This is a genomic window from Iamia sp. SCSIO 61187 (assembly GCF_019443745.1).
Classification (GTDB): domain Bacteria; phylum Actinomycetota; class Acidimicrobiia; order Acidimicrobiales; family Iamiaceae; genus Iamia.
In genome coordinates this window covers 4742000-4756515 of the sequence record NZ_CP050948.1, presented here as the reverse complement: position 1 = coordinate 4756515, position 14516 = coordinate 4742000, and the positions used below count along the sequence as shown (strand labels likewise).

Annotated in this window: 13 protein-coding genes; 4 read left to right on the top strand and 9 right to left on the bottom strand. The window is 74.1% G+C overall.

The genetic code is table 11. The features are described 5' to 3' along the window. Positions 1–7 precede the first annotated feature (7 nt). Positions 8–172, bottom strand: a complete 165-nt coding sequence (locus HC251_RS22910) for a hypothetical protein (protein ID WP_219942941.1) — start codon at positions 170–172, stop codon at positions 8–10. A gap of 83 nt (positions 173–255) precedes the next feature. Here HC251_RS22910 and HC251_RS22905 point away from each other — a divergent pair, with 83 nt between their 5' ends. Continuing rightward, positions 256–2349, top strand: coding sequence for a RecQ family ATP-dependent DNA helicase (locus HC251_RS22905; RefSeq protein WP_219942940.1), 2094 nt, complete (start codon positions 256–258; stop codon positions 2347–2349). 56 nt (positions 2350–2405) lie between these two features. Here the strand turns inward: HC251_RS22905 and HC251_RS22900 are convergent, their stop codons facing one another. Then, positions 2406–3224 (bottom strand): amidohydrolase family protein, encoded by an 819-nt coding sequence (locus HC251_RS22900; protein WP_219942939.1) that lies wholly within the window; start codon positions 3222–3224, stop codon positions 2406–2408. Positions 3225–3262: 38 nt separating this feature from the next. On the opposite strand from HC251_RS22900, the gene HC251_RS22895 reads away from it, so the two are divergent. Both HC251_RS22895 and HC251_RS22890 read left to right on the top strand, forming a co-directional pair. Next, positions 3263–3685, top strand: a complete 423-nt coding sequence (locus HC251_RS22895) for a MarR family winged helix-turn-helix transcriptional regulator (RefSeq protein WP_219942938.1) — start codon at positions 3263–3265, stop codon at positions 3683–3685. Between the two features lie 94 nt (positions 3686–3779). Further along, positions 3780–5300: a catalase gene (locus HC251_RS22890; RefSeq protein WP_219942937.1), complete on the top strand. Its 1521-nt coding sequence runs from the start codon at positions 3780–3782 to the stop codon at positions 5298–5300. A 60-nt stretch (positions 5301–5360) separates the two neighbouring features. Here HC251_RS22890 and HC251_RS22885 read toward each other — a convergent pair whose 3' ends face one another. The 6 genes from HC251_RS22885 to HC251_RS22860 all read right to left on the bottom strand — a co-directional run bounded on the left by HC251_RS22885 (position 5361) and on the right by HC251_RS22860 (position 12584). Then, the gene (locus HC251_RS22885) at positions 5361–6563 is read right to left on the bottom strand and encodes an LLM class flavin-dependent oxidoreductase (RefSeq protein ID WP_219942936.1); all 1203 of its coding nucleotides are present in this window, start codon (positions 6561–6563) and stop codon (positions 5361–5363) included. A 60-nt stretch (positions 6564–6623) separates the two neighbouring features. Continuing rightward, complete coding sequence (locus HC251_RS22880; protein ID WP_219942935.1) at positions 6624–7655, bottom strand: aspartate-semialdehyde dehydrogenase; 1032 nt, start codon at positions 7653–7655, stop codon at positions 6624–6626. A 148-nt stretch (positions 7656–7803) separates the two neighbouring features. Next, entirely contained in the window at positions 7804–9027 is a 1224-nt protein-coding gene (locus HC251_RS22875; RefSeq protein WP_219942934.1) for an aspartate kinase, read from the bottom strand. A gap of 94 nt (positions 9028–9121) precedes the next feature. Then, on the bottom strand, positions 9122–10249 hold the full coding sequence (locus HC251_RS22870; RefSeq protein ID WP_219942933.1) for a hypothetical protein: 1128 nt from the start codon (positions 10247–10249) through the stop codon (positions 9122–9124). Beyond that, positions 10249–11757 (bottom strand): lysine--tRNA ligase, encoded by a 1509-nt coding sequence (gene lysS / locus HC251_RS22865; RefSeq protein ID WP_219942932.1) that lies wholly within the window; start codon positions 11755–11757, stop codon positions 10249–10251. Before lysS ends, HC251_RS22870 begins: the two co-directional genes overlap by 1 nt. A 185-nt stretch (positions 11758–11942) precedes the next feature. Beyond that, positions 11943–12584 (bottom strand): transcriptional regulator, encoded by a 642-nt coding sequence (locus HC251_RS22860; protein ID WP_219942931.1) that lies wholly within the window; start codon positions 12582–12584, stop codon positions 11943–11945. A 149-nt stretch (positions 12585–12733) separates the two neighbouring features. Here HC251_RS22860 and HC251_RS22855 point away from each other — a divergent pair, with 149 nt between their 5' ends. Continuing rightward, a complete protein-coding gene (locus HC251_RS22855; protein WP_219942930.1) occupies positions 12734–13654 on the top strand; it encodes a peptidylprolyl isomerase in 921 nt (306 codons plus the stop codon). 57 nt (positions 13655–13711) lie between these two features. Here HC251_RS22855 and HC251_RS22850 read toward each other — a convergent pair whose 3' ends face one another. After that, positions 13712–14383 (bottom strand): Type 1 glutamine amidotransferase-like domain-containing protein, encoded by a 672-nt coding sequence (locus tag HC251_RS22850; RefSeq protein WP_219942929.1) that lies wholly within the window; start codon positions 14381–14383, stop codon positions 13712–13714. Between the last annotated feature and the right edge of the window lie 133 nt (positions 14384–14516).

Sequence of the window (14516 nt, the reverse complement as noted above, 5' to 3'; positions counted from 1 at the left end):
GCGCTCCCTAGGCGGAGACGGCGCGCTCGAAGATGAGGATGGTGTTGCCGTCCTGGGAGTACACGTGGGCCAGGCGCCAGCCGTCGGCGCCCTTCTTGTTCAGGTCGCCGGTGAGCGAGCGCATGTTGATGCTGCCCTTGTTGACCTCGGCGTGGTACTCGTACCGGTACATGGGGACCCCCCAGGGTCGATCGGTGGACGGGGCACGCTAACCCCGGCCGCGGCGGTGTCGCGGGGGGTGGCCATGATGGGGGGATGACGACGACCGCCGCCCCCGACCGGGCCCAGGAGCTCCTCGAGCGGCTGGCCGGCCCCGAGGCCGTGCTCCGCCCCGAGCAGGCCGCGGCGATCGAGGCGGTCACCACCGACGGCGGCCGCGCCCTCGTCGTCCAGCGCACCGGCTTCGGGAAGTCGGCCATCTACTTCATCGCCACCCGGCTGCGGCGCGACGCCGGCGCCGGCCCCACCCTCGTGGTGTCGCCCCTGCTGGCGCTGATGCGCGACCAGGTGGCGGCGGCCGAGCGGCTCGGGGTCCGCTCAGCCACCATCAACTCCACCAACCTCGACGACTGGGATGCCATCGAGGAGCAGATCGCCGGGGGCGAGCTCGACCTGCTGTGCATCAGCCCGGAGCGGCTCAACAACCCCGGCTTCGTGCGCCGTGTCCTGCCCCGCCTCAGCGCCGGGCTCGGCCTCCTCGTGGTCGACGAGGCCCACTGCATCAGCGACTGGGGCCACGACTTCCGCCCCGACTACCGGCGCATCCGCGACGCCATCGCCTCGCTGTCGCCCGGCACCCCGGTGCTGGCCACCACGGCGACGGCCAACGAGCGGGTCTGCGCCGACGTGGCCGAGCAGCTCGGGGCCGACGTGGTGACCATGCGGGGGACCCTCGACCGCGAGTCACTGCACCTCGGGGTGGCGGCCCTGCCGTCGATGGCCCACCGGCTGGCCTGGATCGCCCAGCGCGTCGCCGCCGTCGAGGGCACCGGCATCGTCTACTGCCTCACCGTCGCCCAGACCGCCCTGGTGGCCGACTTCCTCCGGTCCGAGGGCCTCGACGCCCACGCCTACTCCTCCGACACCCACCCCGACGACCGCCTGCGGCTCGAGGACGACTTCAAGGGCAACGGGCTCAAGGCGCTCGTCGCCACCTCCGCCCTGGGGATGGGGGTCGACAAGCCCGACGTGTCGTTCGTGTTCCACCTCGGCGCCCCGCCGTCGCCCATCGCCTACTACCAGCAGGTCGGACGGGCCGGGCGGGCCGTGCCCTACGCCGAGGCCTGGCTCCTGCCGGGCGAGGAGGACCAGGCCATCTGGTCCTGGTTCGCCGGCGTCGGGCTGCCGCCCGAGGACCTGTGCCGACGGGTGCTCGACGCCTTCGAGGCGGCCGGGGGCGAGCCCCTCGGGCTGATGGAGCTCGAGCGCGAGGTCGACCTGCGCCGGGGCCGGCTCGAGACGCTGCTCAAGATCCTCGACGTCGACGGCGCCGTCGCCCGCGAGGGCCGCGGCTGGGTCCGCACCGACCGGCCGTGGACCTACGACCGCGAGCGGGTCGAGCGCGTCCGCCAGGCGCGCGACGACGAGGCCGACGCCATGCTCGCCTACGCCCGGGGCGAGCGCTGCCACATGGCCTTCCTCCGCGACGCCCTCGACGACCCCCTGGTGGCGGCGGAGGGCCCGTGCGGGCGGTGCGCGGTGTGCACCGGCGGCGGCGACCCGGTCGCCCTCGACCCGGCGGTGGTGCGCCGGGCCACCGAGCTGCTGCGGGGCGTCGACATCCCGATCGAGCCCCGCAAGCAGTGGGCTCGCGGGCTGGCCGAGCCCCGGGGCAACGTCAAGGCCGACCGCCGGGCCGAGGAGGGCCGGGCCCTCGCCCGCGTCGACGACGCCGGGTGGTGGCCGGTGGTGCAGCGCGCCCTGGCGTCGGGCGAGGTCGACGACGAGATGGTCCTGGGCATCGCCCGCACCCTCAAGCGCTGGCCGTGGGAGCAGCGGCCCACCTGGGTGACGTGGATCCCGTCGTCCCGCCCCCGGCGGGAGGCGCTCCTCGCCGCCGTGGCCCACCGCATCGGCGAGCTGGGGAAGCTCCCCGTCGCCGGGGCCGTGGTCCGGCTCCGCCCCGGCCCACCGCAGGGCGAGCAGCACAACGCCGCCCACAAGCTCACCAACGTGTGGGGCGCCTTCGGTGTCGAGGGCTCCGCCCTGCCCGGCGTCGACGTCCGGACCGGCCCGGTGCTGGTCATCGACGACGTCTGGGACTCGGGGTGGACGATGACCGTCGTCGCCGACCTCCTGCGCGGCGCGGGCACCGGGCCCGTGCTCCCCCTCGCCCTGGCGCGCCGCTGAGAGCCCGGGCGCGCCGTTGGACGCCGGTCAGGCCGCCGCCGCGTCGACGAGACCCGTCAGGCCGCCGCGGCGAGCCCGAACACCCGCTCGGCGTTCCCGCCGAGGAACAGGGCCCGGGCCTCGTCGTCGAGGCCGAGGTCGTCGAGGCGGGCCAGGGCGCGCGACGGGCTGAGCATGGGCCAGTTGGTGCCGAACAGGACCCGGTCGCGGCCCCGGCCCCGCATGTAGTCGACGAGCGGGGCCGGCAGCCGGTGGACGACGTAGGCCGACGTGTCGACGTAGAGGTTGGGGTACTTGGTGGCCAGCGAGAGCACCTCGTCGATCCACGGGTAGCCGACGTGCCCGCCGACGACGACGAGCTCGGGGAGGTCGAGCAGGACGTCGTCGAGGTAGGGGATGGGCCGGCCGGGCTCCGAGCGGCACAGCGGCCCGGTGTGGCCGATCTGGGTGCAGAGCGGGACCCCCAGCTCCACGCAGGCCACGTACAGCGGGTAGTAGCGGCGGTCGTTCGGCGGCAGGTCCCAGAGCCACGGGACCACCCGCACGGCCACGAAGCCGAGCTCGGTGACGGCCCGGCGGACCTCGCGCACGGCGGCCACCGGGTCGCGGAGGTCGGCGGTGGCGACGCCGCGGAGGCGGTCGGGGTGGCGGGCGACGAGGGCGGCCACCTCGTCGTTGTCGACGAGCATCCCCTGCGGGCCGCACCACGCCGCCATCAGGGCCAGGTCGACCCCGGCCCGGTCCATGGCCCCGAGGGTGTCCTCGTCGGAGGTGGAGATCCCGTCCTCCTGGCCCGTCCAGCGGAGGAGGGTGGCCAGCCAGGGCTGCGCCGCGAACGTGGGGTTGGGCTGCTGGGCCCAGGCGTCGATGATCATCCCCCCAAGATACTGAACATGTGAAGTAATGTGGCGCGGTGTCCGCCGCCCACACCGAGCGCCTCTACTTCCACCTCCAGCTGGCCGCCGGGCGGCTCCGGGCCGAGGCCGACCGCGCCTGCCTGGACGCCGCCGGGGTCACCACCGCCCAGGCCGCCGCCCTGGCGGTGGTCGCGGGCCGGCCGGGCACGACCCAGAAGGAGGTGGCCCGGGCCCTGCACCAGGCCGAGTCGGCGGTGACGACCCTCGTCCGCCGGCTGCTGGCGGCCGACCTCGTCACCCGCACCCCCAGCGCCGCCGACGGGCGGGCCTGGGCCCTCGACCTCACCCCGACCGGCCGCCGAGCCCTGGCGCAGGTCGAGGTGGCCTTCGGCGCCGTGAACGACCGCATCGACGCCGTGCTCGACCCCGACGAGGTGGCGTCCCTCGCCGCCCGGCTGCGGCTGCTCGCCGGGACCTGACGTCGCCCGGACCGCTGCCGCCCCCCGGTCGGTGTCCGACGGCCGAGGGCGGGCAGGGCTCGGGTCCGCGACCCAGGAAGAGGTACGTCGAACGATGGCCGACCGCACCCCGCACACCACGACCGACGCCGGGATCCCGGTCGAGAGCGACGAGCACTCCCTGACCGTCGGACCCGGCGGCCCGATCCTGCTCCAGGACCACTACCTGATCGAGCAGATGGCGCAGTTCAACCGGGAGCGCATCCCCGAGCGCCAGCCCCACGCCAAGGGCAGCGGGGCCTTCGGACGCTTCGAGGTGCTCGAGGACGTCAGCCGCCACACCAAGGCCGCCGTCTTCCAGCCCGGCACCACCACCGACGCCCTGATCCGGTTCTCGACCGTGGCCGGTGAGCGCGGCAGCCCCGACACCTGGCGGGACCCCCGTGGCTTCGCCCTCAAGCTGTACACGACCGAGGGCAACTACGACATGGTCGGCAACAACACGCCCGTGTTCTTCGTCAAGGACCCGATGAAGTTCCAGCACTTCATCCGGTCACAGAAGCGGCGGGCCGACAACGGCCTGCGCGACCACGACATGCAGTGGGACTTCTGGACGCTCTCCCCGGAGTCGGCCCACCAGGTCACCTGGCTGATGGGCGACCGGGGCATCCCCCGCACCTGGCGCCACATGAACGGCTACAGCAGCCACACCTACATGTGGGTCAACGCCGACGGCGAGCGCTCCTGGGTCAAGTACCACTTCAAGACCGACCAGGGCATCGAGACCTTCACCCAGGACGAGGCCGACCAGATGGCCTCGATCGACACCGACTACCACCAGCGCGACCTGTTCGAGCACATCCGCGACGGCGAGCACCCCAGCTGGACGCTCAAGGTCCAGGTCATGCCGTACGAGGACGCCAAGGACTACCGGTTCAACCCGTTCGACCTGACCAAGGTGTGGCCCCACGGCGACTACCCGCTGATCGACGTCGGGCGGCTGACGCTCGACCGGAACCCCACCGACATGCACACCGAGATCGAGCAGGCGGCGTTCCAGCCCAACAACCTGGTGCCCGGCATCGGCCCGAGCCCCGATCGGATGCTGCTGGCCCGGCTGTTCTCCTACGCCGACGCCCACCGCCACCGGGTCGGCGCCAACTACCATCAGGTGCCGGTCAACAAGCCGCAGTGCCCTGTCCACAGCTACAGCAAGGACGGGGCCATGCGGGTGGAGAACGTCTCGGACCCCGTCTACGCCCCGAACTCCTACGGCGGGCCGGCGGCCGACGTCGCCCGCTACGGCGAGCCCGCCGGCTGGGAGGCCGACGGCGAGATCACCCGGGCGGCGTACGTCGCCCACGCCGAGGACGACGACTGGGGTCAGCCCGGCACCCTCGTGCGCGAGGTGCTCGACGACGACGCCCGCGGCCGCCTGGTCGACAACGTCGTCGGCCACCTGCTCAACGGCGTGTCCGAGCCGGTCCTGGTGCGCGCCTTCGAGTACTGGTCGAACGTCGACGCCGACCTCGGCAAGAAGATCGAGCAGGGCGTCCGCGACAAGCAGGACGAGACCGACCCCAAGGCCGCCGACCAGGGCAACGCCGCCCGCGGCGACGCCCAGGCCAAGGCCTAGCCACCCGCCGGCCACGGAAGGTGCCTGGCACCTTCCGTGGCGCCCGGCCCCGCGTCGGCGTCAGGCCTGCTCGTTCGGCTCGGCCTGCTCAGCCTGGTGGGACTGGATCGCCGACATGACGGCGGCGCCGGCCTCGCCGATGAAGGTGGGCCGGTTCTCGGCGGCCCAGTCCCGGCTGGCGGTGAGCGAGGCCGCCGACCCCTGGAACACCGGCATCACGTAGCGGGAGAACAGCTCGTAGGAGCGCAGCGTCTCCACCCGGTCGGCCCACTCGTGGGCCATCAGGAGGAAGGTGCCGAACCCCTTGGACTGGGTGCCGAGCCGCTCGAGCTGGGCGATGGCGTCGTCGGGCGTGCCGATGACGGCGAAGCCCGAGGCGTTCAGGGCGTCGACCAGGCTGTCGTGGTCGGTCGTGTCGGGGGCGAGGGGGAGGGCGGCGACGCGCTGGAAGTAGTCGACCCAGTCGCCGAGGCCGAAGGCGACGTCGGCGATGGCCTGCTCGCGGGTGTCGGCGATGTGCATGGGCCCGACGAGCCGCCAGGCGTCCCGGTCGGCGACGGTGCCGAACTCGGCCGCCCGCTGCTCCACGACGTCCCAGTGGTAGCCGAGGGCGTCGAACCCGCCCTGGCTCGTCGCCCCGATGGAGAGGAGCCCGGTGCCGAACCGGCCGGCGGCGCGCGGCCCCGCCGGTGAGACCTGGGCCGCCACCGCCACCTCCATGTGCGGTCGCTGGAAGGGCCGCAGCTGCAGCCGGGCGTCGCGCAGGGTGAACCAGTCGGTCTCGTAGGTGACCGGCTCGTCGCCGCGGAGGAGGAGCAAGATGGCCTCCAGCGCCTCCTCCATCATGTCCCGCTGCCGGGCGACCTCGATGCCCATCATGTAGGCGTCCGAGGGCAGGGCACCGGGGCCGACGCCGAGCATCACCCGGCCGCCGGAGAGGTGGTCGAGCAGCACCATGCGGTCGGCCAGCATCAGCGGCTGGTGGTACGGCAGCGACGACACACCCGTGCCCAGGCGGATGCGTCGGGTCCGCTCGGCGGCGGCGGCGATGAACACCTCCGGCGAGGCGATGATCTCGAAGCCGGCCGAGTGGTGCTCTCCGATCCACGCCTCGTCGAAGCCGAGCCGGTCGAGGTGCTCGACCAGCTCGAGGTCCCGGCGCAGGGCGAGCGTCGGGTTCTGCCCCACGGGGTGGAACGGGGCGAGGAAGATGCCGAAGCGGCGGGGTCCGGGCGCGTGGGGTCCGGGTGAGGGATCAGCCATGGTCGGGCAGCCTGCCCGACGCGTCCGCTCGGCGCGTGGCCGGAGCTGCCGGCCGGGGCCTCAGCCGCCGGCGGCGACCAGCTCGGCGATCTGGACGGCGTTGAGGGCGGCGCCCTTGCGGAGGTTGTCGTTGGACACGAAGAACGCCAGGCCCCGCCCGTCGGGCACGGTCTCGTCGACCCGGATGCGACCCACGAAGGTGGGGTCGGCACCGGCGGCTTGGAGCGGCGTGGGCACGTCGGTCAGCACCACCTCGGGCCCGGCGGCGGCCAGCGCCTCGCGGGCCTCGGCCGGCGTGATCGGGTCGGCGAAGCGGGCGTTGATCGACAGCGAGTGGCCGGTGAACACCGGGACCCGCACGCAGAGGGCCGACACCAGCAGGCCGGGGATGCCCAGGATCTTCTTGCTCTCGTCGCGGAGCTTTTGGTCCTCGCCGGTCTCGTCGAGGCCGTCGTCGACGAACGTCCCGCACTGCGGGATGACGTTGTAGGCGATCGTCGTCGGGAACTTGTCGGACTCGGGGAAGGTGACGGCCGACCCGTCGTGGGTGAGCTCGACCGCCTTGTCGCCGGCCGCCGCGACCTGGGCGGCGAAGGCCTCGACGCCGGCCAGCCCCTGGCCCGAGGTGGCCTGGTAGGTGGAGATCACCATGGCCTCGAGCCCGGCCACCTCGTGCAGGGCCTTGAGCGGCGCCATGCCGGCCATGGTCGTGCAGTTGGGGTTGGCGATGATGCCCTTGGGCCGGTCGGCGGCGGCGGCGTCGTTCACGCCGGCGACGACCAGCGGCACCTGCGGGTCCATCCGCCACGCCGAGGAGTTGTCGATCACGACCGGGCCGGAGGCGGCGATGGCCTCGGCGGTGGCCCGGCTGGCCGCCCCGCCGGCCGACATCAGCACGATGTCGAGGCCCGACAGGTCGGCGGTGGCCACGTCCTCGACGGTGATCTCGCCGCCCCGCCACGGCAGCGCCGTGCCGGCCGAGCGGGACGAGGCCAGGAACCGGACCTCGTCGGCGGGGAAGGCCCGCTCCTGCAAGATGGTGCGCATCACGCCGCCGACCTGGCCGGTGGCTCCGACGATCCCGATCCTCATGGGGAGCAAGGCTACCGGCGGACCGCCGCCGACCCGGTGGCCGATTCCCGGGGCCGGGGCCCCGGTGGTCGGCGATCCGGACGCGACGTGCCTGGCACGTCGCGTCCCGGGTGCGGTCGCCACCCGCAAGCGACCGATGACGCCCCGACTACCCGACGGGGGTCTGGTCGAGGCCGAAGGCGGCGTGGAGGACGGCGACGGCCTTGTCGAGGTCGGCCTCGCGGACGATGCACGAGATGCGGATGGCCGAGGTCGAGATCATCTCGATGTTGATGCCGTTGGCGGCCAGCGTCTCGAACACCGTGGCGGCCACGCCGGGGTGGGACTTCATGCCGGCGCCGACGAGGCTCACCCGGCCGATGCCGTCGTCGGGGGTGACGACCTCGGCGCCGATCTCGCCGGCCAGCTCCTCGCACACCGCCTGCCCGGCGGGGAGGTCGGCCTTCGGCAGCGTGAACGAGATGTCGGTGCGCCCGGCCTCGGACACGTTCTGCACGATCATGTCCACGTTGACGTCCCGGCCGGCGAGGCTGCGGAACAGCCGGCCGGCGATGCCGGGCTGGTCGGGCACGCCCGCCAGGGTGATCTTGGCCTCGGAGGCGTCGCCGACGACACCTGACACCATGGCCTGCTCCATCAGCGGGTCCTCCTCGTCGATCCAGGTGCCCGGCTCCCAGGTGAAGGCCGAGCGGACGTGCAGCGGCACCTTGTGGGTGCGGGCGTACTCGACGGCGCGCATGGCCGGCTTGGGGCAGCCGCAGGCGCACATCTCGAGCATCTCGTCGAAGCTGACCCGCGCCAGGCGCCGGGCCTCGGGCACCACGCGCGGGTCGGTGGTGAAGATCCCCGACACGTCGGTGTAGAGCTCGCACACCCCGCCCAGGGCCTGGGCAAGGGCCACGGCCGTGGTGTCGGAGCCGCCCCGGCCGAAGAAGGTGACGTTGCGCTCGGTCGACACGCCCTGCGAGCCCCCGACGACGGGCACCCGGCCCTCGGCCAGCGCCTGGCGGATCCGGTCGGGGCGGACCTCGACGATCTTGGCGTTCATGTGGGTGGTGTCGGTGATGAACCCGGCCTGGCTGCCGGTGAAGGACTCGGCCTCCACCCCCAGCTCGTGGAGGGCCATGGTGACCAGGGCGGTGGCCTTGCGCTCGCCGGCGGTGATGAGCATGTCCATCTCCCGGCCGGCGGGCCGGGACGAGATCTGGCTGGCCAGGTACAGCAGGTCGTCGGTCTCCTTGCCCATGGCCGAGACGACCAGGACGACCTCGTCGCCCCGCCGGCGCGTCCGGGCGACGTGGTCCGCGACCTCGCGCATGCGGTCGGGGTCGGCGACCGACGTCCCTCCGAACTTCTGCACGACCAGAGCCACGAGGGATGACCCTACCGACCGCCGGCAACCTGCCCCCAGCGATCGGGCATCGCCGGCGGCGCCGGAGCCCGGTGGGCGACGCAGGAGCGCGGGGTCAGGTGCGGGACACCAACCGGGCCGGTGCCGACGACCCGGCCCATCCCCAGAGGGCGGCGAACGTGACGACGACGGACCCCGCGAGCGCGCCGGCACCCCACACCTGGGCCTGGTCGCTCAGCGCCCCGTCCCCGAGCGAGAGCGCCATCGCCGCCCCGGCGGCCACCAGCCCGACCAGCGCCAGGCGGATCGCCACCACCTCGACGTGGGTGAGCTCGGGGTCGTCCGACACCGCGGTGTGGGTCGCCCCGTCGCTGCGGAGCTGGCTCTCGAGCCAGCGGACGGGGGCGGTCACGGCCACGACCACGACGGGGGCCCAGACGAGGAGGATGCCGGCCAGCCAGGCCCGGTCGCCGACGCCGAGGGGCCCCGACCGGTCGACGACGGCGGCCGCCGCGAACGTCGCCATGGCCGTGGTCAGCAGGGCCAGGAGGGCCTTCACGTAGCGGAGGACGATCGTCTGGCCCCGGAGGACGTGGCGCACCATCCCGTGCTCGACCTTGGCGACCTCCTCGAGGAGGTCGCGGGGGTGCGAGGCGGCGAGGGTGAACAGCGCGCCGGCCCGCCCGACGTCCGACGCGCCGGCGGCGTCGCCCAGCCCGTACACCGTGAGCCGCCGGTCGACCCGGGCCCGGGCGGCCACGTTGGCGGGGACCAGCAGCTCCACCGCGGCGTCGGTGCGGCGGGCGGCGTCGAGCCGGGCGGCGGCCTCGGGCCCGAGCTCGTCGGCCGGGAGGCGCAGGGCGGTGAGGGTGAGGCGGGGGGTGAACGTCTCCCCGGTCTCGTGCCGGATGTGGTTGGCGTGGAAGTAGAACTGGGTCAGGTCCCGCAGGAGGAACAGCAGGGCCGTGACCGGCAGGGCGAGCGACGTCCCCACCGCCACCAGCAAGAGCACGTCGGGGGCCGTCACCGAGCCGCGGACGAGGGCGTGGACGACGTCGACGACGGAGTCGCGGGCCACGGCCGGGAGCAGCACCATCAGGCCCGCCCCCGACAGCAGGGCGCTGGCGACGCGATGGACGGTCGACAGCCGCACCTCGCTGCGCTGGAGGTACGCCCGCACCGCGGCCCGCTCGTCGGACGAGAGCCCGTCGCCCTGCACCTGGGGACCGCCCGGGCCGTCCATCAGGCGGTCGGGGGCGGGAGCGGTCGGACGAGCGGGAAGTAGATCACGTCGCCGATGTCGTCGGTCTCGGTGAGGAGCATGGCGAGGCGCTCGATGCCCGGGCCCAGGCCGGTCGTGGGGGGCATGCCGTGCTCCATGGCCTCGATGAACTCGAAGTCGAGGGGGTGGGCCTCGTCGTCGTCGCCGGCGCGCCGCCGGTCCTGCTCGGCGGTGAAGCGCCGCCGCAGCTCGACCGGGTCGTTGAGCTCGGTCCAGTTGTCGCCCTGCTCGGTGCCGCCGACGAAGACCTCGAAGCGCTCGACGTAGCGCGGGTCGTCGGCGGTGGCCTTGGCCAGCGGCGAGATCTCCACCGGGTGGCCGTGGACGATGGTCGGCTCGACGAGGGTCTCCTCCACCACGTGCTCGAACAGGGCGACGAGGGCGTGGCCGACCGTCGGCTGGGACGGGGCGCCGTGGCGGGTGAGGATGCGTTCGGCCTCGTCGAGGGTGGTGACCTCCCGGAAGTCGACGTCGCACGCCTCCCGCACCAGCTCCACCATCGAGGCCCGGCGCCAGTCGCCGACGAGGGAGACGGGGCGGCCCCTGACCTCGATGACCGGCTTCTCGACGACGTCGGCGGCGAGGTGCTTGTAGAGGGCCTCGGTCAGGTCCATGTTGAACTCGTAGCCGTGGAAGGCCGACATGGTCTCGAGCATCGAGAACTCGGGGTTGTGGGTCTTGTCGATGCCCTCGTTGCGGAAGTAGCGCCCGATGGTGAAGACGTCCTCGAAGCCGGCGATGACCAGCCGCTTCAGGTACAGCTCGTGGGAGATGGCCAGGTAGTAGTCCCGGCCGAGGGCCTTGACGTGGGTGGTGAAGGGGCGGGCCTTGCCCCCGCCGTAGAGCGGCTGGAGGACGGGCGTCTGGAACTCGAGGAAGCCGCGGTCGTGGAGGAACGACCGGATCCCGAACAGCAGCTCGGAGACGACCGCGAAGCGGGCCCGCGTCTCGGGCTCGACGATCGACTGGAGGTAGCGCTTGCGGACCAGCGTCTCGGGGTCGGTGACGCCGTGCCAGGCGTCGGGCAGCGGCTCGATGGCCTTGGCCAGCATCCGGACCCGCGACGCCATGAGCGAGATCTCGCCCCGCCGGCTGGTGGTGACCTCACCGGTGACCTCGACCAGGTCACCCCGGTCGACCAGCCGGTCGACGTTCTCGAAGCCGAGGGCGCCCGACCGGGGCTCGAGGGGACCCAGGAGGCTGGAGTCGACCAGGGCCTGGAGCTTGCCCGTCCGGTCCTGGACGTCGAGGAACAGCAGCTTGCCGTGCCCCCGCCGGGCCATGAGCCGCCCGGCGATGGTGGCCGTGGTGCCCTCCAGCTCGCCGTAGCGGTCCCGGACCTCCTGGGTCAGGTGGGTGCGGTGGGCGTCGGCCGGGTACGGGTCGACGCCCAGGGCCTTGAGCTCGGCCAGCTTCCGCTCCCGGTCCGCCCGGGGTCCGACGTCGGACGTGGTCTGGCCTGGCTCCATCGGCCGACGGTACCGCCGCCGGATGGCCGCCCGGAAAGGCGTCGGGCCGCCGAGCGGGTGCGGTGGGCCGGGCGGCAGCCCCGGTGGCGGTCGACGTCGGCGCCAACCCGAGCCGGCGGAGCCGCTTCGGCGGGGATGGGCCCGGCGGGGGTCGGGGGTTCACCCGCCGGCCCGGCGACAGGGCTTCAGGCCGGGCGGTCGGTGATGCGCCGCTCGCGCCCCTTGGTGGGGCGGGCCCGGAAGTCGGGCGGCGGGTCGGCCACCTCGGGGCCGTCGATCAAGACGCCCCAGGCGCGGAGCTGGGCGACGCCGGTCGGGATGTCGCCGCCGCACAGGACGCACAGGGACTTGAGGTCGTCGGTGCGGAGCGACAGGACCTTGCCGTTGAAGTCGCCGCGCGCCTCGATGATCGACTGGATGAAGCGCTGCACGGGCTCGGCCGTGTCGACCTCCCGGAGGGCCTCCAGGTCGAGGACCAGCTTGCGCCGGTCGGCGGGTTGGCCGGCGGGGCCGGTCTCGCCCAGCAGGACGCTGACGGGCACCCGGTAGAAGTCGGCCAGAGCCTTGAGGCGGGGGAGCGACAGGTTGCGGAAGCCCCGCTCGTAGGCGCCCACGGCCGAGGCGCTCCAGCGGCCGCCGGACTGCTCCTCGACGTCGGACAGCGACAGGGCCTGGGCCTGGCGGATCGCCCGGAGGCGCTGACCGACCCGGTAGGCGAAGGCGTCCTCCTCGCTGACGGCCTCGTCGTGCGGGGCGTCGACCGCGTCGCCGGCGGTGTCCGCGGCGGTGTCGTCGGCCCCCCGGTCGTCGCCCTGGTCGGTGTCCATGTCCCCATTCTGCCGCATCGGGTGGCCGTTCGGCGACGCTTCGTGCCTTGATGCTCGCTCGCGCGCGCTGGGTGGGCAGCGCGAGGTGGGCGGGGCGGGGGCCCGGGGCGGCCCCGTCGGCGCCGGCCGGCGAGGTACCGTCGCCGCCCGTGACATCCCTGGAGAAGCGTCAGCGCCACAAGGAGGGCCATCGGTCGCGGGTCGAGCAGGCCCGCATCGCCGCGGCCAGGGCCCGGCGTCGCAACCGTGTCCTGCGGATCCTCGTCGGGATCCTCGTGGTCGTCCTCGGGGTGGCCGTCGTGGCCGTGCTGCTCCAGGACGACCCCCCGGGCGACGAGTCCGCCGACGACGCCACCACGACCACCGACACCACCGCGCCCGACGACGCCGGCACGACGGTGCCGGTGACCCCGGTCGTCCTGCCGCCGGGCCCCGAGGGGGCCACCATCGAGGGGGAGACGCCGTGCCCGGCCGAGGACGGGAGCGAGGAGCGGGTCGCCGTCTTCGCCCAGGCCCCGCCCACCTGCATCGAGGAGGGCCAGGCCCTCGTGGCCGAGATCGCCGTCGACCTGGTCGACGACGCCGGGGAGGCCACGCCGGCGGGCACCATCGTGGTGGAGCTCGACGCCGAGGCCGCCCCCCAGGCGGTCAACAACTTCGTGGTGCTGTCGCGCTACCAGTTCTACGACGGCATCCCGTTCCACCGGCTGGTGCCCGACTTCGTGGCCCAGGTGGGCGGGAGCGGGGCCCCCGGCGCCGACGGCGCCCCCGACTACGGCACGACCGGGCCCGGCTACGACCTCGAGGACGTCGAGCACCCCGAGGACGGCTACGCCGTGGGCGACGTGGCCATGGCCCGGGCCGAGACGGTGTCCGGCAGCCAGTTCTTCATCGTCACCAGCGAGAGCGCCCTCCAGGCCCTCGACCAGGCCGGGAACTACCCCCGGTTCGGCCGGGTGACAGAGGGCCTGGAGCTGGCCGCCGAGATGGCCAGCCAGGGCGACCCCGCCACCAACGGTGGACCGCTCGCCCTCTACGTCATCCGCGACATCACCATCCGCCCCGCCTGACGGCGCCTGCCGCGAGGCGCGACCGGGTCGAACCCCGACCCCCGCCGCAGGGGTGGGTCAGGCCCCGGTGGGGAGGTCGGCGAGGGTCGCCGGCTCACCGCCGACGAACACCGTCGGGGCGACCGGTCCCGACCCGCGCCACGAGCCGTCGGGGTCCCGGACGAGGGCGCAGCCGGCGTGGACGCCGACGATGGCCACGTCGGACGGCGACAGGGTCCGGGTGCGGTGGACGGCGTCCTCGGACCAGGTGTCGAAGCCGGGGATCACCGTCACGCCGGGCAGGAGGCCCAGGCCGACGGTGAAGGCCCCGCCCCGGGGGTCGACCATGGGGTCGCACAGGACCATGGCCCCGGCGTCGGTGCCGGCGAGGGTGGCCCCGCCCTGCCAGGCGGCGACGATGGCGTCCCACACCGGGGTCTCCTTCAGCACCGAGACCACGTGCATGGGGGAGGCACCGGCCAGGTAGACGACGCGGGCGGCGCGGACGGCCTCGGCGTTGGCCGGGTCGGCGGTGTCGGGGCGGCGCAGCACGTCGAGCCCGCGGGCGGTGGCGCCCAGGCCGGCGAAGCGCTCGACGGCCGCATCGACCAGGCGCTGCGGGTGCTCGTAGGCGGCGCCGGTGGGGAGGACGAGCACCTCGCCCCCGCCGGCCGCCTCGGCCAGCTCGGCCTCGACGGCGGTGTCGGCGTGGAACGGCGATCCGCCCACCAGGGCCAGGGGTCCAGGCATGCGAGCGACAGTACGGCGTCGGCGCAGCCGACACGGTCAGGGTGGCGGGTGGGGTCGGAGGACGTGGTACGGCGTCGGCGCAGCCGACACGGTCAGGGTGGCGGGTGGGGTCGGAGGACGTGGTACGGCGTCG